This is a genomic window from Legionella sp. ST3F1, assembly GCF_048553315.1.
Lineage (GTDB): Bacteria > Pseudomonadota > Gammaproteobacteria > Legionellales > Legionellaceae > Tatlockia > Tatlockia donaldsonii.
In genome coordinates this window covers 112,547-134,889 of the sequence record NZ_JBLZIO010000003.1, presented here as the reverse complement: position 1 = coordinate 134,889, position 22,343 = coordinate 112,547, and the positions used below count along the sequence as shown (strand labels likewise).

The window sequence follows — 22,343 nt, the reverse complement described above, 5'->3', positions numbered from 1 at the left end:
ATCCTTATTAAAGCAACAAACTGGCATCGCCATAACTGAAAAAACGATAATTTTGTGCTATGGCCTCTTGATAAAGAGCCATCGCTTGCGCGTGACCTATAAAAGCGGAAACAAGCATTAAAAGGGTTGATTCAGGCAAATGGAAATTAGTAATCAAACCGTCACAGATTTGAAATTGATAACCCGGATAAATGAAAATATCGGTATCGCGACTACAAGGTTTGAGGCGACCTCCTTCTGCGGCACTCTCCAAACTACGCAAGGCAGTTGTCCCAACAGCAATCACACGCTTGCCCGCTGCCCGGGTTTCATTGACTGCCTGGCATAGCGCCTCAGTAACAGTAAATTGCTCACTATGCATCTTATGTTCACTGATTGAATCGCAACGCACCGGGCGAAAAGTCCCCGCACCCACATGCAAGGTTGAATAGGCAATGTTAATACCTTTACCCTGTAACTGCTGCAACAGTTCTTCATCAAAATGCAAACCAGCTGTCGGCGCTGCTACTGACCCTTTATATTTTGCATACACAGTCTGATAGCGCTCACTATCCATTGTGTCATCCGCACGAGTAATATAGGGAGGCAATGGCATGTGGCCTATTTGCTCCAGCATCATCTCCACATCACCTAAAACCTGACAATGGTATAAGTCATCCTGCTTGCTTACTACTTCAACACGCCAATCATTGTCCAAATAAATAAGTGTACCTGCTTTTGGTGATTTGCTCGCTTTAATATGGGCTAAAAATGAATTATTGCCTTGCAAGCGTTCAATCAATAACTCGATCTTGCCCCCACTTGCTTTTCTGCCATACAAGCGCGCCGGGATTACTTTACTATTATTCATTACTAAAAGATCACCGGGCTGAAAAAATTGCACAATGTCTTTGAATTGATGATGCGCGCTACAACCCGTTTTACGATTGTAAATCAATAATCGCGAGTCGCTGCGTTTGGCTAAAGGATACTGCGCAATCAACTCTTCCGGTAAATCAAAATAAAAATCTTGCTTATTCATTTTTCGACCTGGCAACAAAATGGCACTATTATATACCTAATCAATTAAAGTTGTGTCGATTTAGGCAGAAGCTTTTGATTTAGGGTCTGTAGCCCTTTGGCGAAAAGCGTTGATTTCCTTCGCTGCTCTTTTACTCTCGTGTAAACTGGGCGCGAGGAGCATAAATCACCGCTTTTCACTCAAGCTGGCGTAATGTCTACAGACCCTAGTAAAATCTGTATTGTTAGATGATAAAAATAAGGAAATGATTATGTTGGTTACTTTCTCCAGTGATGCTTACGAAAATATCACCATGTTTGGTGATGTAGCAATACAACTTTTAAAAATGATGGGGCACAGCGCTACAATTCCCGGTGCAATTGTTGCTGCGGATATTCCTGAAGCATTAACTCGCTTACAACAGGGACTAGCGAAAACAGAGAAAAAAGAACAAAACACCGCCGATGAGGCAGAAGACGAAGAACCTAATATAAGCCTTGCTCATCGCGCCTTTCCTTTACTTAATATGCTTAAATCAGCCCAAAAGAAGCAATGTGATGTTTTATGGGCATAAACTCCGACTCTTAGGGTATTTTGTACATTGTGGTACTATAGCGCCTACTTAATTGCTAGTTCCGAATACTATGTTAACACTGCGTCAAATTACCCTTTCTCGCGGTAATAAAGTCCTGCTGGATAAAACCAGCGTGACACTGTACGAAAAACAGAAGGTTGGCTTGATTGGCCACAATGGTTGTGGCAAATCCAGTTTGTTTGCCTTAATCCTGGGTCAATTGCATCCTGATAGCGGTGATTGCCTGCTTAATCCGCAATTGCGGATTAGCCATTTATCACAGCAGTTACCGGATAGTGACGAACCTGCCGTTGATTTTGTACTTGCTGGTGATGACGATTATCTGGCGTTACAACAACGATTGGGCCGTGCAGAGCAACGAGGTGACGATGCTGAGGTTCTCCTCTGCCACGAATTACTCAATCAAACAGCGGGTTATAGTAAACCAGCAAAAGCAGCTTCTATTATGGCTGGCTTGGGATTTAAAGCGACAGAACAAAAAAATTCTGTGAACAGTTTTTCGGGCGGTTGGCGTATGCGTTTAAGCCTTGCCCGCTGCCTCATGAAACCTGCCGATCTCCTGTTGCTTGATGAACCGACTAACCACTTGGATATGGAAGCTATTTTCTGGTTGGAAAAATGGCTAAAGCAATGCCCGAGTAGCATTTTACTCATTTCCCATGATCGCGAATTTCTGGATGCCTTTGTGACTCATATTCTTCATATAGAGCAGCAGGCTATGAATTTATATAGTGGGAATTACAGCCGTTTTGAGCAAATCCGTGCTCAACAATTGGCTCTGCAGCAACTCACTTATGAAAAACAGCAACAGAAAATTAGCCATTTGATGACTTATGTTAATCGCTTTCGTGCGAAAGCATCAAAAGCCAAGCAGGCACAAAGTCGACTCAACGCGATCGCTAAAATGGACATTGTGGCACAGGCACAGGTTGATTCACCTTTTTCTTTTAACTTTTATCCCTGTCCACGTGCAGGAAATCCTTTGCTCAACTGTGAAAAAGTAAATGCTGGCTACGAGATAAACAGTCCAATTCTGAAAAAGATCAATTTGGTATTAAATCCCGGAGACAGGCTGGCTTTACTAGGTCCTAACGGTGAAGGAAAATCAACGTTAATCAAAACCCTGACGGGGACCTTAACACCTTTATCTGGTACGATTTATCGCTCACCCCACTTGCAAATTGGTTATTATGCCCAGCACCAACTGGAAGAATTAGATGATAAATTAAGCCCTGTTGAAACAATTCAGCTTCTCTCCCCAGAAACCCGCGAACAAACCATTCGTGATTATTTGGGTGGTTTTAATTTTATAGGGGACATGGCCACCAAACCTATCCACTATTTTTCGGGCGGTGAAAAAGCGAGGCTCGCTCTGGCTAAATTGGTTTGGTTAAAACCCAATCTACTATTGCTTGATGAGCCAACAAACCATTTGGATCTTGGTATGCGGGCTGCGATAGAAATCGCTCTACAAAGCTATGAAGGCGCCTTAATTCTGATTTCTCATGACAGGCATTTATTGCGCACCTCTGTCGATGATTTTTACCTTGTTTATCAACATCACGTGCAACCCTTTAAAGGTGATTTGGACGATTATTATCAATGGCTACAGAATCGGGAAACAGGGAAAGAAAATACATCAACCCAAAGTGCAAACCAATATCGTGAGAAAAAAAGCTTACAAAATCGTCTGAAAAAACTGGAGCAAATGATCGAACAGTCCCATCAACGGCTCTCACAATTTGAAACAATACTTTCAGATTTATCCCTCTATGAAGAGGGGCAGCAAAAAAAATTGCAAACGTTATTAAATGAACAGAAAAATATACAGCAAGCGCTTCTTCAGGCCGAAGAGGAGTGGTTAGAAATAGTCAGCAGCCTCGAGGAATCACGCTAAAATTCCTCTCGTTGACAATTTATACCTCTTTTTATTGCCTACGATAAAGACCTATTAACTCACTTTTCTCCAACACATGATTCGCCATCGCGGCAAGAACATCTTGTTTGGTTGCATTGGCATTAAGAGTTAAGAGCGTATCCGCATAAAGTTTAAAGAAATAACGATGTGTACCACTTGGCGGGCAAGGACCTCGATAGCCTGTTTGCCCCCAACTGTTTTTACTGTTTACTGCACCTGTTGGTAATTCGGCATCATCCGCTAATCCCTGGACAGTTGGCGGTATATTAAATATCACCCAATGCACCCAATCTCCACTGGGAGCATCGGGATCATCCAGGATTAATACATAAGATTTTGTTGCTGCCGGTGCATCTTGCCAAAGCAGCGCTGGAGAAATATCAGCACCTTGACAGGTATATTGAGCGGGGATCAGGGTATTCGCTGCAAAAGCTGGACTCGTAAGGGATAAGCTCATAGCAAAACTCCTTATGCTCAAGCCGAATAAAAGAGTAAACCAGAAGGCAACCGATTTCTTTCTCATCGCTTTATCTTCCTGATAATCCAGTCCATTTACTCAGGCAGCGGATATCGCAACAAGCCTATTGAAACCTACTACGCTTTCGCTCTAAAACCGCTTGTCCCCGTGCAAGCGGGGACTATTTATCCTAGTATAGGACAGAAATCAGTATGGGCTTTATAAGCAGGCGAACACCGGTTACACGACTAGAGCGTGTCGGATTCTTCCATTGATTTTTTGCGGTTATTATTTTTCCACTCACTATCAATCGAACCTCTTTCAAGGCTATGTAGTTTATGATCTAAGGCTACCCTGTCATCAAAAACAAAGCAGCTGCCTTCCCACATGGATTTTTCCTTGGGAATAGAGGCTAAATAATTAAGTATGCCACCATCCAATTGATAGACTTCATTAAAGCCCAATTTTTTTAAATAAGAGGTCGATTTTTCACAACGTATGCCACCAGTACAAAACATGGCAATTTTCTTATCTTTTTTATCGTTCAAATGGTTTGTAACATAGTCAGGGAAATCTCTGAAGTTTTCCGTTTTTGGATTAATCGCTCCTTTAAAAGTCCCTAACTGCACTTCATAATCATTTCTGGTATCAACTACTACCACATCGGGATCAGCAATCAACTCGTTCCATTCCTGGGGACTCACATGAGTACCAGTGAGCAGAACCGGATCAATCCCCGCTTCTCCCAGAGTTACAATTTCCTTACGTAATTTTACCTTTGCTTTATCGAAAGGGTTAAATTCATCAAAACTTTCTTTAAAAGCAAGATCCTCCAAACCCGCATAACTGCGCATGAAAGCGATTAGCGATAACACATTCTCTTTTTTACCGCAAAAAGTACCATTTACTCCTTCACAAGCCAGAATAATGGTTCCTTTTATTTCATTTGCTTTCATTGACTTTAATAAAGGCTCTTTCATAGAGACATAATCAGTGAGTGGTGTAAATTTATAAAATGTAACAATTACATATAAGCTCATTCTACCTAATTCCTATCATTAAATTTTGACAACTTTTATCCTGGCATCTGGGGCCAGATAAAATTTCTACAACCTGTGCAATCCATTTTTGACTATCCTTTCTTATTATGGTGTTAGTACGTCCATAAAGCCTGCTATTTTTAGGGCAATGAAGATAATGCTCAATCACTGAATCACATTGCACTGCAAAATATTGCTGGCCAGTATCATAGGTTTTTAATTGGTTAATTACCAAGAGTTTCCCAAAAGGAATCTTGGTATCCAGTACTCCGGTTATTACCTTATCAGGCAACTCACTAAAGTTCATAGTGATTAGAGCGAACTCCACTGCCACTGCTTCATTCCTTAATTGGGCAATATTTACATCATCCCGCTTTTTATTACCATCTATCAACATAACGATTGCACGGGAATAAGTGTTCGCCTGCTCATCCTTTTTGGCAGATATTATCTCAATTTTTGGCGTACGATGGTAATATTTTTCTATGCCCATTGTCATTAATGGCTGTACCAGCAAAAAATTATAGGGTTCAGGTAACTTATCTTTATTGATATTTTGTTCCAATACACTGATTTTTTTACCAAAAAAATTATAAAGCCCACTGATCTGTTGAAAACTTATTTTTTTCGTAGAAATCTGTTTTTCCAGGGCATAAGAATTCGCCAAGAACCCAAACCATAACAGCGACATTATTATTTTTAAAATTAAGCCTTCTTTTTTCGTCATTTTCTTACCCAGGAATAAATGATTTGATCATTATAATAAAATAGTAACTATAAAGCCGATAGTTAAGCGTTTGCTTAACAAGATAAAAATCAGGTTCTTTATATCGAACCCATGTTAATTAATAGCCAGAATGGTATTTAATAACCCTATATAAGGGGTATAAGGATAACCATTTTTATTGATGTGTTTTTGCATAAATAAATCCAAAGCCCCCTTCTTTGCTTCGGGTGGATTTCCTACTTGCAGTTCTAAAACTAACGTTAAAGCTGCATGCAAGATAGCCATCTTTTCAATGATTTCTTGTATTTGCAAACTTTGCTCTTCAGCCGATACTCTTTTCAGTACTTTAATTTTTTCAGCCAAAACAACAATATTTTCCTGTAGGGCCAGTTTATGCTGAGAACTCTCTTTCACTTGATTGAGTAGTTGCAATAAATGAGCTAGAAACAACTCATCCACTTGAAATTTATTAATGTCTCTTAAGGTTTGCATCCATAAGGTAAAATGGGTTCCTTCCCAATTTTCACAAACAATACAATCCCTTAATAAACGGGGTAAAGAAGAAAAACTTTCTATTGTTCCATTACCAGCCAGGATATCAAGACAATGATGGACATTCTCTACTGTGCGCTTGGCAGTATAATATTTATTGATATTCGCCAAAGTTCGCAAAAGAAGCTGCTGCGTTTTAGCATGCTCTTGTTGCGGATTAGCATCCAATTCATCCTGAAGATGTACCATATGAAAAATACTGGCCAGCAACGCGGTATTTTCAGCTTTGATATGGGCTAATGTTTCTTTTACCAAGGGATAATTAATAATTTTATGCTGGAAAGCAGCCCGATTAACTGCATAGTAATAAGCGATTTGATAAGCACGTCTTGCCATACCCAAAACGGAAAAGGCATTAAAAATTCGTGATAAATGCAAAACATTTTCCATGACCAAGTTAATACCTTGAGCCATTTCCCCCATCGGATAAGCGAACGCTGCTTCAAAATCAATTTCAGCCGTCGCCATTGAACGAGTACCAATTTTTTGTTTTAAACGTCTGAGTTTAAATTGGTTAGGCTTACCATCCAACAATTGACTTGGCAACAAAAACAATCCCAGGCCCCGGGTTCCACTAACCTGTTGATCATAGCGGGCTGTCAATAAAATCAAATCCGCATTGGCATTGGAACAAAACCATTTTTCTCCGCTAATCCGCCATTGCCCTTCATTATCTTGATAGGCATAAGCGGCATTTGCGCCAACATCAGAACCCCCTTGAATCTCAGTTAAAAACTGTGCTCCGGTGTAATTTTGACTAAAAGAAGGCTCTGTTAATTTATCCAAATAATACTTCGTTTGTTTTAATTGCGAGTAATGGCTTAAGATACGAATTACGCCAGCTGAACAAGCGATAGGACAATTATGCCCGGCTTCACCAGCATGTGCAGATAGCAGGAACAGGCTGAGGGTCTTTTGCATTTGGCCTGCTGTAAGCAAATAGCGCATTAAGCCTGAACCATAAATAAGGTCGCCAGCAGCAACATAAGAAGGGTGATGAATGACCCGATCATGCCGCTCACCAATGGCATTATATTGTTCAATTTTTGGCAGATTAGCATCTAAATTATTTTCTACTACAAGGGGTTCTAATTGCTCTGCCACTTGAAGAGCAAAACGACTTAGTTGTTGCATGAAGTCCGGTTGTTGGGAAAAATAGCATTGATAGGTATGCATAAGAGAAGAATTGGGCCTCAAAATAGTCTCTTGCAATTGTTGGCGCCACGTTTGAAAATCAGTTCTTGCCTGTTGATAGTCCTTATCAACGTTCATCCTTCCCCCCCTAGCCTGATGGCAGGTTTCTTCAAGATAGTGAAGCAACCCCGTTAATCAATCATTCTGTTAATCCTAAACTACTTTTAACGCAATATCCCAACGATACCCAAAGGGATCAGCAAGACGTGCTGTTTTATCTCCCCAAAATTGGACATTCGGTTCAGCCAGGGATCGACATCCCTTAGCAATAGCTTGAGCATACAGTTTATCAACATCATCGACATACACATAAAAAATAAACGGCGGAATATTATTCGTAGTCTGCGGTGAACCCCCTTCAAAATTAAAAGCGCTCTCTTGACTTAGGGTAAAATTACACCCCCTATAACGCAAACGGGCAAAAACCAACTCGCCCTGGTCATCAGGTAGTTCAAAAATAGGAACAAAACCAAAGACTTCTTCATAAAATGACACTGCCTTTTTAACATCGGGCACGACTAACATCGCAGTCAACCAGTTTAATCCAGGCCAGGGATGAGGACGTTGTTCAACATTATCAAACCAATCCAGACGCGAAAATGAAGAAGACATAGATAACCTCATGCAAAGGAAGATACGAAGAACTAGAGGTTATTATTCCCAAGATCTTGGTCAGAGTCCACACAAGGGTTTCATCAATCAGAGAAATAAGTACCGTATAGATTTAGATAAGTATTGTCTTTTTCGATGCCCTGCAATTGCTGATTAATCGTTCCTATTAAGGCTGAATGGGTTGGTAAAGCCATAATCCCATAACCAGACCCTATAATTGCAGGTTGTCCCAAAGCTTTAAACTGGCCACCGCCATTTTGCTCCCAATAAGCAGCTGTGGGTTGATTAAGAAAGGCTGCTGTAATGCTCTTATTACTTAAGGCCGTAATAATATCTTCCATGTCATCAAACTTCATCAGTTGGAATTGATTAATGTAATTGGTAGACAAATAATTATAAAAAACTCCGCCCTGCTCTTCCCCCCTTATAACACCAACTTTTCCACCCTGTAAGTTATCGATTGATTTAATACCGCTGTTTTTCAAAATTAAAAATTGCCCCTTACTCACCATATAAGGCAAAGTGAAAATATAAACGGCTTCTCTGTCAGGAGAAATAGAAATACCGCCGATAGCAATATCAATTGTCCCGTCATTTAGCGCAGTAAATAACTGATTGTAATCCATCGGGATAATCTCATAAGACGTTTTCATTCGTTGGAAAATGGCACGTATCAAATCAATATCGAAACCTTGATTAACTGACATCACAAAAGGGGGATCAAAAAAAACTGTACCGACCTTAACATTCGTATCAGCATAACTTGGAGAAATACTTAGAATAAAACATAAAACGAATGGCCAAACCAGCCTTTTGAATAATCCCATTTCCTCTTCCTTTAGTCAGCAACAAATCCCCATTATTAACTCGACTGCTTTATTTCTTCTTAAGTTTAGTAGACATTCTTTGCGAAAATCAAAACTCATCAGCTTGGATCATCAATGCCATAGAATAAATTTTATGCAGATAGTGTATACCCAAATAAAATAATTATTATACTCTTATGAACGATTTCATTCTTTCCTGCAGGATAATTAATCATTCTTAATTTTTCACAGTGACTAATTGTTTTTCACAGAGCAAAATAATTGACAAAAAATTGTTGTTAATGGTAGCATGGTGCAAAAATTGATCTATAACTGCCGCAAAATTTAATAAGCAAGCAATTATTAATCAGAGAGGCTCACAATGTTTGAGTACTTTGTAACAATTTATAATCATAACTGCTCCTCCGACGAACAGTGGAAAGAGACCCAGCAACTCGTATCCCAAGAACTTATTTGGGAAACACTTCTTGCAAAATTAAAGTCTCTGAATAAAAATCGATACTACTTTGCCCTTTTAGACTTTGAAACGCTTACTATGGGTAAGCTTATTAAGGCGATTCATTCTTTTGTGGCACAAGACGATTTCTATAAAGAACTGTATGGTAAAAATAATAGCGACAAACATACAGACTTAATTAATATCGCAAAGCTCATCGCCTTGTACAAAGGCGAAAGAAACTATCATCATTTCTTATTACCTGGTGCGGTACAGGATTACGATTTACTGGCAAATAATCTTTATACCATGAAGCACTCTGATTTATGTGCCGTGCGTAGAACGCCCCTCCAGATCCCTGCACTAGTAGCAGAGGGAGTAGGCGAAGAGGTAGCTCTCGTTGGCGGGCCAGGTGCAGGAGGCAATCCAGCTGCAGCAAGCGTTCAATTTGATCTACTTACTTTTGATGACATCCTGGCGAACTTCAAAGAAACCGGCCGATTGGAAAATTTTTATGCTCGCCAAAATATTAATGCAGCCCAAACTATTGCTCATCCGGAGTGTTCACACCGTGCAGCCTACCTTGCCTATGTCAACACGATGAACGGAAAATTGAGTAAATCGGCATTCGCTGCTTTAAAAGACTATGCTGAGCTGGTCTCCAATCAGTTTGATGCCGAAAACCGTATCGACAGTTTCTTCTACCGTCGCAGGGTTGACACAAAAAAAAGAGCGTTTGCAAACCTCTGTGCTTTCGTAGAATCCTTGCCAAGAGAAGAGCGAGATGCTCTTTACGCAATGAAAATAAATAGTCGTAGCACATTTAAAGACCGGTTAGATGGAGCGAAACGAGGTGACTGTCTTTCCCAATTTGCTGACGACATCACCAAAATACTGTATCAATGCGATAATACGATTCGATTTACTAACCCAAGACCTAATCAGGTTATTGCGCGGCAAAGAGACTCTCTTGTATTGAAGGGAGAGGTTTTGAACACTGATGAAGAGGATCGCCGCTATCTAAGAAACATGCAAAAAGTCATTATCAATACCCATTACAACGTGAAAAAGGGTACGCAGGTCACTTTGGATGGAAAAACCAATTGGGTTCCCGGTAGTGTAGCAGGAATTTTTCATAAATGTGGGGATGGGATTGCTGGCAGAGGGATAACACCTGGCGAAGCAAGGTACCAAACGGTTAAAACAGCTTCCGAAGCGTCCCTTTACCCTCATCATAATTCTATTCTTCTGTTCTTGCTTCTTCTCATAGTAACTATACGTGATAGAACGACAGACAATTTCTATGCCCTGGTTTTTAACGAGCAGTGCTCTAAAATCATCGAAGAAAACGACAGTTTAGACCACCATGACGCTTTTACTCGAGGCGTACATTTCTTACAGCCATAATGAAAGAATCAGCATGAAAGCTGTGCTAAGATTTTTATATCGATATCTCTTATGGATAAGAGTTCATGCCAGCGAAAACAAAAAACATTCTTTCTTCGCGAAACCCGGTATTAATTGACCTGGCGTTACAAGGAGGCGGCGCACATGGCGCTTACACCTGGGGAGTTATCGATAGGTTATTGGAGGAGCCAAGCCTGCTTATTGAGGGCATTTCAGGGACCTCGGCCGGCTCCATGAACGCTGCCGTATTAGCGAGTGGCTACCTCGAAGGCGGTCCTGAGGGCGGGAAAAAAGCGCTTGAAGAATTTTGGCTGCGAGTTTCTCAAGCTGCCGCTTATAGTCCTTTTCAACGTGGCATCTGGGATATCCTTGCAGGGAGATGGACACTGGATAACTCACCTTTATTTCTTGCTTTTGATTTTGCATCTCGTCTTTATTCTCCTTATGACCTTAATCCCATGATGTTTAATCCCCTGCGTGCTATTTTGAATGAGAGCATTGACTTTAAACGACTCGCTAAATCGCCTATAAAATTATTCGTAACAGCAACGAATGTGAGAACCGGTCAAGGTAAGGTATTTAGAAATAAAGAAATAACACCGGATGTTTTACTGGCTTCAGCCTGCCTGCCAACCTTATTCCAGGCAGTCGAGATAGAGGGTGAAGCCTATTGGGATGGCGGTTATACAGGTAATCCCACAATCACCCCGCTCGTAAAGGAATGTGAATCCAGCGATACCATTTTAATACAGATCAATCCAGTTGAACGCCCTGGAACGCCTAAAAGTGCACGAGAGATTCTTAATCGGCTGAATGAAGTGGCTTTCAATGCTACCTTGATGAAAGAATTACGTATGATTGCAATATTAAGGCAGGTTGCAGACTTGGGACAGTGTGAAGGCACGCGCTGGGCAAAAATGCGGATTCATCGCATTGCCAGTGACGACATGGTTCACCTCGGCTATTCCTCAAAACTTAATGCTGAATGGCCTTTTCTATGCATGTTGCGCGAACAAGGTAGACATTCAGCTGAATTGTTTCTACGCCAACATGGTAAAGATTTAAATCAACGCTCGAGTTTTGAACTCGATTCACTTCTTTGAGCCTATGAAGACGGTTTTTTTAATAATTGCAGCAGTAATGTTGCGGCATGCTGTTCAGCTTTACGGCGATTGGGCCCCTGCCCCGACGTTACTGTTCTAAAACCACTCACCTTACAACTGACATGAAAAACCTGCTCATGCTCTTCACCTTCGATTTTGGTCAGGTTATATTCTGGCAAAGGCCGTTTTTCAGCTTGCAAATATTCCTGTAACTGGGTTTTAGCATCTTTTAAATTATCGTGCAGGCCCTCATCATCCAGGCGCGACTGATACAAGCTAAGAATAAGTTGTTGACTGGCCTGAATACCACCATCGAGAAAAACAGCCGCAATGATTGCTTCCAGAGCATCAGCTAAAATGGATGCCCGACGAAAACCACCACTTTTCAATTCGCCCTGCCCTAAGTACAAATAATCCCCTAGCTCAATTTCTGTTGCAATTTCTGCCAGCATTTCTCCCTTAACCAAAAAAGCACGCAAACGACTTAGTTGCCCTTCACTTTGTTCAGGAAACATTTCAAACAAAGCATTGGCAATAACAAAACTTAAGATGGAATCCCCAAGAAACTCAAAACGTTCGTTATTTTCGCTGCCAGCACTACAGTGTGTTAGAGCCTGCTTTAACAAGGCAAGTGTTTTAAACTCATAACCTAATCGTCTGCTTAGACGTTGCAAATCACCCTGTACCAATATCTACCCCGTTACTCATTAGAACTCACGTTTAGTATAGGCGATTAATTGATTAAACGACCTATCTTTGACCAACGTATCCTCGACGTTTTACTATCCCAGCTCATCCATACCAGAAACGCTTTACCGCGCAAATAGCTGTCTTCTACAAATCCCCAAAAACGGCTGTCAGCACTGTCATCACGATTATCACCCATCATGAAATACTGCCCGGCAGGGACCTCCACATCAAAATCTTCCGCAGGAACATCAGGCCGCACAAAAATATCATGTTCTATGCCATTCAGATTCTCTCGATACTTAGCAACGGCCTTACCCGAACTTTCATCGACCGTGTATTCAACAAAAGTTTGTTTCATTTCTTTCCCGTTAATCGTCAAAACCTTGTTATGATAACTTACCTTATCCCCCGCGACGCCAATGACTCGCTTGATATAGTCATAGCTCGGATCAGGTGGCCAACGAAAAACAGCGATTTCACCCGATTTGGGATTCGCAATAGGAATTACTTTCTTTTCCCAGACTGGCAAGCGAATCCCATAAGCAAATTTATTGACTGCAAGAAAATCACCTACCAATAACGTCGGTTCCAAAGATCCGGAAGGGATACGAAAAGGTTCCACCAGAAAGGATCTCAATAAAAGGACAATAAAGAATACTGGAAAAAAAGAACGTGAGTATTCAATAATACGTCCAGGCTTCTGTTCAGGCTTACGTTTCTTAGCCCAGAACAAAACATCCAGTAAATAAACACTTCCACTTAACAAAGAAAGAACGACTAATAACAGAGCGAAATTCATGCTTGTTCCTATGAATGATTACCAGACCCTAGTATTTCCTGATTTACTTTTTTCGATCAGTTTGAAAAACTGCCATAAAAGCTTCTTGTGGGATTTCAACATGCCCCACCTGCTTCATCCGTTTTTTACCGGCCTTTTGCTTTTCAAGCAGTTTACGCTTACGACTTACGTCGCCGCCATAACATTTTGCCGTTACATTCTTACGCAACGCTTTTACTGTTTGTCTGGCAATAATGTGATTCCCTAGTGCAGCCTGAATAGCAACATCGAACATCTGGCGCGGAATCAGTTCACGCATTTTATCTGCCAAGGCTTTGCCACGATGATAAGCGGCATCGCGATGGACAATAACAGCCAAGGCATCAACACGCTCGTTATTAATCAAAACATCCATTTTCACCAAATCTGCTTCCTCGAAGCGTATAAAATTATAATCCAAAGAGGCATAACCACGACTCACTGATTTCAAACGATCAAAGAAATCGGAGACCACTTCACTCATTGGCAAATCATAAACCACCGAGACTTGGCGACCACTGTATGTCATATTGATTTGTACGCCACGACGCTCAACACAAAGACTGATGATTTGTCCCAGATAATCTTGGGGAACCAAAATACTTGCCCGCACAATCGGTTCGAACATTTGCTTTATTTGTTGTGACGGTGGTAATTGCGAGGGATTATCAATCATGACCGTTTCGCCTTTGGTCGTAATCACCTGGTAAACGACTGTCGGCGCTGTCGAAATCAAATCAAGATTATATTCGCGCTCGAGTCTTTCCTGCACAATTTCCATATGCAGCATCCCCAGAAAACCACAGCGAAAACCGAAGCCCAAGGCTTCTGAAGACTCAGGTTCATAAAAGAGCGAAGCATCATTAAGGCTTAATTTCGCTAACGCTTCGCGAAACGCTTCAAAATCATCTGCACTGATTGGAAAAAGGCCGGCATAAACCTGAGGCTTAACTCGTTGAAAACCCGGTAAAGGTTTCAACGCCTGATTTTTTTCCAAGGTTAACGTATCCCCTACAGGTGCTCCCTGAATCTCTTTAATACCGGCAACCACATAACCAACCTCTCCTGCCTGCAATACCTCCAATTTGGTACGTTTGGGGGTAAAAATACCCACCTGATCCACTTCGTAGGTTCTGCCAGTTGACATGACTCGCATCTTGTCCCCTTTACGCATTGAGCCATTGGCTATGCGTACTAAGGAAACGACGCCAAGATAGCTGTCAAACCATGAATCAATGATCAACGCTTGCAACGGTGCTTCAATATCACCTTGCGGTGGGGGAATACGGGCAACCAGGGCTTCGAGTACATCTTCAACACCAAGGCCACTTTTAGCACTGACACGAATTGCGCCATGGGCCTCAAGGCCAATAATATCTTCGATTTCTGCAATGACCCGCTCCGGTTCAGCTTGCGGTAAATCGATTTTATTGAGAACGGGCAGGATCTCCAGCGATTGATCAATGGCTGTGTAACAAACAGCAACCGTTTGCGCCTCTACACCCTGTGCTGCATCAACAACAAGAATCGCTCCTTCACAAGCAGCCAGTGAACGAGACACTTCGTAACTAAAGTCAACATGGCCTGGCGTATCAATAAAATTGAGTAAATACGTTTTACCGTCTTGAGCTGTATAATTTAGTGATACACTCTGTGCCTTGATGGTAATACCACGCTCGCGCTCGATATCCATGGAATCAAGCACCTGCTCTGCCATTTCCCGGTCAGATAAACCACCACAGAGTTGGATGAATCGATCAGCAAGGGTCGACTTGCCATGATCAATATGGGCAATAATAGAAAAATTGCGAATTCGCGTTAGATCACTCAACTGAAAAAACCTACTAATAAATTGCGCTATTCTAGCTTAATTATCAGCGTCCAGAAAGTAGTCATCTCAATAGACTTCTTCCGAGACGCTCTTCATTGCGATCAGAGCCAGGAAAAACAGCGCGCAGAACCGCAGTGTACAGACTCCAGTACAGACGCATTCAAGCACCGTATCGACAAGTGATGCGCCAATCGATTCGCCTTCGAAAGAAGACTACCGGGGGTTCATTTGCAGCAGAAATTACAGCCCATCAGGGATGAAATGAAATGCCAAAGAACTTTTTACAGTATTCCTTCCATTTCGCCGCCTCTCTCCAGGCTGGATCAAATTGTAAAAGAAATTGCTGTTGCTTCATTTTTACCCTAAAATTAGTCGATTTGATTCCAATTTAAAGGATAACCAATGCGACGATTAATCATGCTCTGCTTTGCCTTCTTAACACTGTTTAGCAGTTATGCTGTACAAGCAGATCCAGCGTTTGTACAACGTAAGGACGTGCAGCAATTTATCAATAAAATGGTTAAGCAGCATGGTTTTAACAAGAAAGAACTGACCCAGATAATGAGCGATGTCCAGCTGCAGCCGCAAATCATTGAATCAATGGAAAAACCTTATGAGAAAAAGACCTGGGATGTTTATAAGCAATTATTCTTAACGCCACAACGCGTACAAGGTGGTATGGAGTTTTGGAAAGCTAACCGTGTATCTCTGGAAAAAGCTGAAAAAAAATATGGTGTTCCTGCAAATGTTATTGTTGCTATTATCGGTATAGAAACACTTTATGGTAAACATCAGGGAAATTATCGCGTTATTGATGCCCTATCGACCTTGGCTTTTAATTATCCCAAACGTTCTCAATTTTTTAGCAAAGAACTTGGTGAGTATTTATTACTCTGTCGTGAGCACCATGTCTCTCCAACCCAATATTTAGGTTCTTATGCTGGCGCAATGGGCAAACCACAATTTATGCCTAGCAGTTATCGTTACTATGCAGCTAATTTTACCGGCAATCCTAAAAAAGATTTAATGAACGATGATGCCGCAGTGATTGCCAGTGTGGCTAACTATTTCCATAAACATGGCTGGAAAATCAATCAAGGTGTTGCTCAACCCGCTGTAGTCGAGGGTGCTCGTTACAAGAAAATCAATACGAATTATAAAACGGCTGTCTATCGTCTTAATCAATTAATTGCTGCAGGAATCAAACCGTTAACCGCTTCAGTCAACACACCGGCGAGAGTTGGTTTGATTGAGTTAACCACACAAACTGGGCAAGAATTTTGGCTGGCTTATCCCAATTTCTACGTGATAACCCGTTACAATACCAGTCCACAATATGCTATGGCTGTTTATTTATTGTCACAGCAGTTAAAAAGCCAATGGGCGGCTGCAGCCGTTGGCAAAAAATACGCTTACGTGTAAGCTCTTAATCAGGTGATCCCGCGATTCGCTCGCGGGAATCATTGTACCGAATTTCGATCTGGAATCTTGGATCGCGAACAGTCATGAATGTTAGCGAGAAAACACTATGAAGCTCGATTGTTAATCAAGGATGACGTGTGGCCACATGCTTTTTATTCACCCAATACCTGAATGATGATAGCTGCCTCAGCCTGAGCCTTGGACAACAAGGCCAAGTTGAAGCCCCCCTCGCACAACGCTCTTTTACTGACATAAAGATACTACAGCAGAATGCACAGACAATCGTTATTGCTCCAACAGATTTCTTCACCCTGCATCAAGTCGAATTACCCTGGCTTGCGGATAGAAAAGCCCGCGCTGCCATTCCTTTCGCTCTTGAAGATAAACTTGCCCAAAATGTTGACTCCTTGCATTTTGCTTTTGACCGAGCCCATTATCAGGCGGGCCATTATCTCGTGGTCGTTGGCGATAAACGCTTTCTTACCGAATTAATTAACACCTTTGACAATCAGGGTATACGCTTTGATAGCTTGACCCTTGATTGGTTTGGACTACAACAAAATGAAGCCGCTGTTACCCCCACAAATATCCTGGTAAATGACGCTCATTTTCAAGGCGCATTAAGTCCTGAACTGGCAGCCCTTTATTGTAAATCACAGCTTGAAACCAGTTTTTACCGGTTCAAAGACAGTAATGAATTATTAATGAAGGAACTAGCACCATCCATTAAAGAAACAGAAGACAGTTGGTATTGCTGGTTGGCAAAGCGCTTACAAAACAGTAAAGCAATTAATCTTTGCCAAGGTGAATTACAACATAGCAGTACTCCTGGTAAAACCAAACGTTGGTACCAGGCAGCCATAGCAATGAGTATCGTTTGGCTGTTAAGTATCCTTGCTGTGAATGCAGTGAAACTGTATTTTCTTAATAAGGATCTCGCTCAGATCGATACAAAAATAGCCACTATCTACCATGAGTTTTTCCCACAAGCACAACAGGTTATTAGTCCACGATTTCGTATCAATCAATTGCTCAAAGCAAATCATGGTAATATGGATACCACTTTTTGGGTATTATTAGACAAACTAGCCAGTACCTTTAATAGCAACAATATCACTTTTGAACAACTTCGATTCCAAAATCAAACACTTTTGGTCACATTGGCAACCAAAAATTTTGCTGAGCTGGAAGATTTACAAACTCGGTTACAACAAAAGAAGGTAAAGGTTAAACAAACTCAAGCCGCCACTACCAATGAGCAGGTTGTTGGTATCCTGGAGTTAAATCTATGAGAAATTTCTGGAATAACCTGAATGAACGTGAACGCTGGATGGTTGGTATTGGCTCCCTGTTTGCCTTGTTCTATTTGTTTCATCTATTGCTTTATTCGCCCCTAACAACAGCTGTTAGTAACAAAACCGCACAATTATCTGAAAAACAACAGACACTGACCTGGATGCAACAAGTTCGTCAACAACCTAAAAAACAGAAAATACAGCAGTCTATCAGTAATGCCAAACTACTAACCCTAATTGGCAATCAGTTAGGTACTGGGTCTTTACGCTTTTTTCCCTACCAACTGCAACAAACTAGCGCAGGGGACATTCAATTATCGTATGAACTGGTTCCCTTTAACTACTTTTTATCCTGGTTGTGGACTCTCAATAATAGTTATGCCATTGTCCTTAAACAGTTTAGTGCGGAACGAACCCCTACGGCGGGTGTAGTGAAATTACAGATTGTTATTTCAGCAAAATAAACATCCCTCGCCCTTGGGGCTAGTATCTTGATCAATCACGCTAAATTTTTTTCCAACAACCCCTTGTAGCCAGGGTTTCACCTTGCCGCATGGAAAACAGTCCATAAAGTGCCCAGGTAGAAACGGTTAACATCCTCTAATAATCTTCATTAGCTTGTACTTTACTCCAACTTTTAACGCCAGCACTCTGTTTTACGTCGTCTGGTAAATTATTTAATGCTTTTTGGGCATCCTCGTAATTATTGTAACTGCCGTATACACCCTTGTAGTAGGTTTTGCCATTTTTGTTGTATTTAATTTGTGCCCTTCGGTCATTCTTAGGTAATTTATAGAGTTTGCCGGCTACCTGGGCAGGCCGCTCACCTTCAGCAACCTCAATGGTATATCCTTGTGGATTTTGGCTATTCACCCAATTTCTATCCACGTCTTTATGGGAAGTAGGTGAATGATAAGCCCCAACATAATAGGAGTCAGGTACAGTCACTTGTCCACCCGTTGGCGATTGATAACCATAATCTACGCCCCCATTGTAACCCTGGCGATAATAGGTATCTGTATACACATAGGGTTGGTAAGTGGTGTAATAGCTGCTTTGTTGATAGTTACTACAAGCAGTTAATGTGGTAGCACAAAGGCCTAGAGCCAACAAACGTATTTTTTTATTCATAGCGCTTCCCCCTTTTATCACTTATTTTGCAGCCTTCACAGCAAAGTAAGCCTTATTTTTATCGGGATAGATAAGCTTCTTTTCCCCTTTGACTCTTGTTATCTGCCGAATTTCAAAAAACTTTAGCCTCTTGTGTTGTTTCAGTTGATGCTATCGCATACAGTATGGGGTTTATTATTTTTGACAATTTGATATAGCAATATGTGGACTCACAGGCGTTCAGGACAAACCCATCAGCGTGGCAACCAGGATCACCGCGATCCCTACGAACGCGATCGTACCAGGGTGATTCATTGCCCTGCCTTCCGACGTTTGCAACGAAAAACACAAATATTAGGTACTGATGAAGGTGATTTTCATCGTACGCGTTTAACACACTCTCTCGAAGTAGCCTCTATTGGCCGCAGTATCGTACGTAATTTATCTGCCAACCACCAGCAATCGATATTACCCGGTTTACTTCCTAATGATGATTTGATTTCCGTCATTTGTTTACTGCATGACATTGGTCATCCTCCGTTCGGCCATGGTGGAGAAGTTGCTTTAAATTATATGATGCGTATGCATGGAGGATTTGAAGGGAATGGACAGACCTTACGTTTATTAACCAAAGTAGAAAACAGTTATGGCATCTATGGACTTGATTTAACTCGCAGAGCCTTGCTTGGCATACTCAAATATCCAGTTAGTCGTTCAAAAGTAGTAGCAACAGAGATGCCCAAAGTAGTCGAATCACTCCATAAAACTATTCGCATAAATGATTGGCTGCCACCCAAAGCTTACTTCGATTGTGAGCAACCAGAAATTGATTGGCTGCTATCACCCTTCAGTGAAAAGGATAAAACCCTGTTTCAATCTCTGCAGAAAGCACCTCAAAAACAACAGCATGGGAAACCTGCTTATCATAGTTTCGACTGTTCTATTATGGATATTGCTGATGATATCGCTTATGGTGTGCATGATCTGGAAGACGCCATTCATTTACGTTTGATAAACCGAGAACAACTGGATAATACCGATTTCCGCCAACTGCTCGCTGCAACCCAACTTAGCCAAAACGCTGAACAATTACTTGATTTTCTATTTAACCAGGAACTTGATAAACGGAAACAAGCCATTGGTGAAATGGTTAATTATTTTATTACTGCGACACAAATCACCATAACGAATGATGATTTTGAAAATAATTTGTTAAAGCATAATATTTGTTTATTACCTCAAGCTGCCTCCTTACTCAATTACTTGATGGGATGTATTTATCGTCATGTCATTGATTCTCAGGAAGCCCGTACCTTTGAATACGGTGGTCAAACAGTAGTGCTAAGACTATTTGAAGCCATTAGCTCTAATCCTGCCAGCTTGCTTGATAATAAAAATCGTGCATTATTTCATCAAACAGATGATGAAATAACTGCATTCAGAGTAGTTTGTGATTATATTGCTAATATGACTGACGAATATGCTTATCGCATGCATGAACGATTGTTTGGCTTCAATACCCGTACTATTTTTGAACGACTATAAACTATCTTCTGGAACTCGTTCAACAAGACGGTCTCCTTTTACAGAATAACATTCCTTTAGCGATGCCAAAGGAATGTTATTTGCTCAATTTTTTAATTGTACTGGCCAACTCTTCCACATCACCAGAATAATGGTAATAAATTCGCTGATGCAGGCAATCAATAACACAAAGCGGTTCTTTAGGCTGATCGCCCAGTTGTTTAAAAATCCAATAAATCCCCTCTGAGTCGTTCCGCTGAATCTCTTGCAATAAATCCAGCATCTTCTCTTCTTCAATTTCCGAATGTGTGCAAAGCAGCCCAGAGGATTGGCTCGTTATTTTGTAGGCGTAGTGCTTTTCTTTCATAGTCTTACTCGCTTAAAGACACATTATTGTTCGCTTACTGGGATTTTTTCTGATATCGCTCTGTATATTTTTTTCCTAACTCCTTGGCTTTCTTGAGTTGGTCCTCACTTAGTGTTTTCTCAAGTTCATCCTGATTTTTTTGGGCATCATTAAAACCGTTTCCGACTGCAGCAGTGAACCAGGCATAGGACTCGACTGGATCAGTGCTAACACCAATTCCATCACGGTAAAAAACACCTAACTTATATTGTGCTTTTCCAAAACCCTGCTCCGCAGATTTACGTATCCATGAAACTGCCTGATCGATATTCTTAGTGACCCCATCACCATATAAATACATATCACCTATATTAAACTGAGCATTGGGATTACCCTGATCGGCACTTTTTTGATACCACAGGGCCGCCTTTTGTAAATCAGCCGTTTGGCCACCTTTACCGGTATCATAGAAATACCCTACTTCTAATTGCGATTTGGCATGCCCCTGATCAGCAGCTTTTTGAAAATATTGGAAGGCCTTACTTTCATCCTTTGGTACACCATCACCAAACTTATATAATAAACCAAGGTTATATAACGCACTGGTATTACCTAAGTCTGCAGATTTTTCGTACCATTTCGCCGCCTCAGCAAAATCTTTTTCTACCCCGGCACCAGAATCATACATAAAACCCACTGCTAAGGCGGCATCAGAATTTCCTTGTGCAGCTGATTTTTTGTACCATGACATGGCCATCTCGTCATTTTGCGGCACCCCATTAGCATATTGATACATATATCCTAACGCATATTGTGCATCTGCATTATTTTGATCAGCCGCTTTTTGATACCAGCCCAGTGACTTGCGAAATCCTTCAGGGGTATTCTGATGCCAATAAAAACCTGCTAACAAGACTTGGGCGTCGACATTCCCTTGATTTGCAGAAGAAAGTAATAATTGCTCCGCTTTTTCAGCATTAAAAGCAACACCTTGGCCGTTATAATACATTTTACCCAGCAAATATTGGGCTTTAGCATCCCCTTTTGCCGCTTCATCAGAGAGAAGAAGGAATGCTTTTTCATAGCGTTGCTGATTAAAAGCTGCTTCCCCTTCCTGGGTATCAGCGAAAATTGGAGTGGATAACAGACTAAGCAAGGAAAGTGATAAAACTTGTTTTCTCATGTCCATAGCAGAAACCTTATGCAGAATCATTCCTGTTATAGTATATAGCTGAATTAGCTGGCTTTTGCGAGTCCCCTATTTAGATTTTGTAACATACAGGAACACTCGATAAGCATCAGTAGAAGAAAAGTTATCTCTGAGAAAAAAATAGAATTAAATTTAAGAATTGACTAGCCAGAATGGCGTCCCCAAGGGGATTCGAACCCCTGTTACCGCCGTGAAAGGGCAGTGTCCTAGGCCTCTAGACGATGGGGACC

21 protein-coding genes and 1 tRNA gene are annotated in these 22,343 nt (G+C 41.2%); 8 read left to right on the top strand and 14 right to left on the bottom strand.

The window, feature by feature from the left end:
* Window positions 1–7: 7 nt before the first annotated feature.
* Window positions 8–1,021, bottom strand: a complete 1,014-nt coding sequence (queA, locus tag ACN4Z1_RS03905) for a tRNA preQ1(34) S-adenosylmethionine ribosyltransferase-isomerase QueA (protein ID WP_228363169.1) — start codon at window positions 1,019–1,021, stop codon at window positions 8–10.
* A gap of 250 nt (window positions 1,022–1,271) precedes the next feature.
* On the opposite strand from queA, the gene ACN4Z1_RS03900 reads away from it, so the two are divergent.
* Together ACN4Z1_RS03900 and ACN4Z1_RS03895 are read left to right on the top strand one after the other, a co-directional pair.
* Window positions 1,272–1,574, top strand: a complete 303-nt coding sequence (locus ACN4Z1_RS03900; protein ID WP_228363170.1) for a DUF1840 domain-containing protein — start codon at window positions 1,272–1,274, stop codon at window positions 1,572–1,574.
* Window positions 1,575–1,644: 70 nt separating this feature from the next.
* A complete protein-coding gene (locus tag ACN4Z1_RS03895; RefSeq protein ID WP_228363171.1) occupies window positions 1,645–3,492 on the top strand; it encodes an ABC-F family ATP-binding cassette domain-containing protein in 1,848 nt (615 codons plus the stop codon).
* A gap of 31 nt (window positions 3,493–3,523) precedes the next feature.
* On the opposite strand, the gene ACN4Z1_RS03890 is transcribed toward ACN4Z1_RS03895, so the two are convergent.
* The 6 genes from ACN4Z1_RS03890 to ACN4Z1_RS03865 all read right to left on the bottom strand — a co-directional run bounded on the left by ACN4Z1_RS03890 (window position 3,524) and on the right by ACN4Z1_RS03865 (window position 8,922).
* On the bottom strand, window positions 3,524–3,970 hold the full coding sequence (locus tag ACN4Z1_RS03890) for a YbhB/YbcL family Raf kinase inhibitor-like protein (RefSeq protein WP_228363172.1): 447 nt from the start codon (window positions 3,968–3,970) through the stop codon (window positions 3,524–3,526).
* A gap of 248 nt (window positions 3,971–4,218) precedes the next feature.
* A complete protein-coding gene (locus tag ACN4Z1_RS03885; protein ID WP_228363173.1) occupies window positions 4,219–5,010 on the bottom strand; it encodes a rhodanese-related sulfurtransferase in 792 nt (263 codons plus the stop codon).
* Between the two features lies 1 nt (window position 5,011).
* Window positions 5,012–5,737 (bottom strand): hypothetical protein, encoded by a 726-nt coding sequence (locus ACN4Z1_RS03880; protein WP_228363174.1) that lies wholly within the window; start codon window positions 5,735–5,737, stop codon window positions 5,012–5,014.
* Between the two features lie 114 nt (window positions 5,738–5,851).
* The gene (locus tag ACN4Z1_RS03875; RefSeq protein WP_228363175.1) at window positions 5,852–7,561 is read right to left on the bottom strand and encodes an acyl-CoA dehydrogenase family protein; all 1,710 of its coding nucleotides are present in this window, start codon (window positions 7,559–7,561) and stop codon (window positions 5,852–5,854) included.
* A 75-nt stretch (window positions 7,562–7,636) separates the two neighbouring features.
* Entirely contained in the window at window positions 7,637–8,095 is a 459-nt protein-coding gene (locus ACN4Z1_RS03870; RefSeq protein ID WP_228363176.1) for a VOC family protein, read from the bottom strand.
* An 83-nt stretch (window positions 8,096–8,178) separates the two neighbouring features.
* Entirely contained in the window at window positions 8,179–8,922 is a 744-nt protein-coding gene (locus ACN4Z1_RS03865; protein ID WP_228363177.1) for a transporter substrate-binding domain-containing protein, read from the bottom strand.
* A gap of 361 nt (window positions 8,923–9,283) precedes the next feature.
* Here ACN4Z1_RS03865 and ACN4Z1_RS03860 point away from each other — a divergent pair, with 361 nt between their 5' ends.
* Complete coding sequence (locus ACN4Z1_RS03860) at window positions 9,284–10,765, top strand: hypothetical protein (protein WP_228363178.1); 1,482 nt, start codon at window positions 9,284–9,286, stop codon at window positions 10,763–10,765.
* Between the two features lie 65 nt (window positions 10,766–10,830).
* Window positions 10,831–11,868, top strand: coding sequence for a patatin-like phospholipase family protein (locus ACN4Z1_RS03855; RefSeq protein WP_228363179.1), 1,038 nt, complete (start codon window positions 10,831–10,833; stop codon window positions 11,866–11,868).
* 2 nt (window positions 11,869–11,870) lie between these two features.
* Here the strand turns inward: ACN4Z1_RS03855 and rnc are convergent, their stop codons facing one another.
* Genes rnc through lepA form a run of 3 tightly spaced genes read right to left on the bottom strand, consistent with a single transcriptional unit; the run spans window position 11,871 to window position 15,206 of the window.
* Window positions 11,871–12,560, bottom strand: coding sequence for a ribonuclease III (rnc, locus tag ACN4Z1_RS03850; protein ID WP_228364062.1), 690 nt, complete (start codon window positions 12,558–12,560; stop codon window positions 11,871–11,873).
* Window positions 12,561–12,601: 41 nt separating this feature from the next.
* On the bottom strand, window positions 12,602–13,357 hold the full coding sequence (gene lepB, locus ACN4Z1_RS03845) for a signal peptidase I (protein ID WP_115220701.1): 756 nt from the start codon (window positions 13,355–13,357) through the stop codon (window positions 12,602–12,604).
* Window positions 13,358–13,400: 43 nt separating this feature from the next.
* Window positions 13,401–15,206 carry a translation elongation factor 4 gene (lepA, locus tag ACN4Z1_RS03840; protein ID WP_115220700.1) on the bottom strand — a complete coding sequence of 602 codons (1,806 nt, stop codon included), beginning with the start codon at window positions 15,204–15,206 and terminating at the stop codon, window positions 13,401–13,403.
* 402 nt (window positions 15,207–15,608) lie between these two features.
* On the opposite strand from lepA, the gene mltB reads away from it, so the two are divergent.
* The 3 genes from mltB (at window position 15,609) to gspM (ending at window position 18,387) form a co-directional block, all read left to right on the top strand.
* A complete protein-coding gene (mltB, locus tag ACN4Z1_RS03835) occupies window positions 15,609–16,628 on the top strand; it encodes a lytic murein transglycosylase B (RefSeq protein ID WP_115220699.1) in 1,020 nt (339 codons plus the stop codon).
* Between the two features lie 137 nt (window positions 16,629–16,765).
* Entirely contained in the window at window positions 16,766–17,920 is a 1,155-nt protein-coding gene (gspL, locus tag ACN4Z1_RS03830; protein WP_228363180.1) for a type II secretion system protein GspL, read from the top strand.
* Entirely contained in the window at window positions 17,917–18,387 is a 471-nt protein-coding gene (gspM, locus tag ACN4Z1_RS03825; protein WP_228363181.1) for a type II secretion system protein GspM, read from the top strand. The genes gspL and gspM overlap by 4 nt, the downstream gene beginning before the upstream one ends.
* Window positions 18,388–18,523: 136 nt before the next feature.
* Here the strand turns inward: gspM and ACN4Z1_RS03820 are convergent, their stop codons facing one another.
* Complete coding sequence (locus tag ACN4Z1_RS03820; protein ID WP_228363182.1) at window positions 18,524–19,054, bottom strand: SPOR domain-containing protein; 531 nt, start codon at window positions 19,052–19,054, stop codon at window positions 18,524–18,526.
* A gap of 201 nt (window positions 19,055–19,255) precedes the next feature.
* Between ACN4Z1_RS03820 and ACN4Z1_RS03815 the strand changes: the two genes are divergently transcribed.
* Window positions 19,256–20,578 (top strand): anti-phage deoxyguanosine triphosphatase, encoded by a 1,323-nt coding sequence (locus ACN4Z1_RS03815; protein WP_228363183.1) that lies wholly within the window; start codon window positions 19,256–19,258, stop codon window positions 20,576–20,578.
* Window positions 20,579–20,654: 76 nt separating this feature from the next.
* Here ACN4Z1_RS03815 and ACN4Z1_RS03810 read toward each other — a convergent pair whose 3' ends face one another.
* The 3 genes from ACN4Z1_RS03810 to ACN4Z1_RS03800 form a co-directional block, all read right to left on the bottom strand.
* On the bottom strand, window positions 20,655–20,924 hold the full coding sequence (locus ACN4Z1_RS03810; RefSeq protein ID WP_115220694.1) for a hypothetical protein: 270 nt from the start codon (window positions 20,922–20,924) through the stop codon (window positions 20,655–20,657).
* A 34-nt stretch (window positions 20,925–20,958) separates the two neighbouring features.
* On the bottom strand, window positions 20,959–22,092 hold the full coding sequence (locus ACN4Z1_RS03805) for an SEL1-like repeat protein (RefSeq protein ID WP_228363184.1): 1,134 nt from the start codon (window positions 22,090–22,092) through the stop codon (window positions 20,959–20,961).
* Window positions 22,093–22,266: 174 nt separating this feature from the next.
* A tRNA-Glu gene (locus tag ACN4Z1_RS03800) sits at window positions 22,267–22,342 on the bottom strand.
* Window position 22,343: the final 1 nt, after the last annotated feature.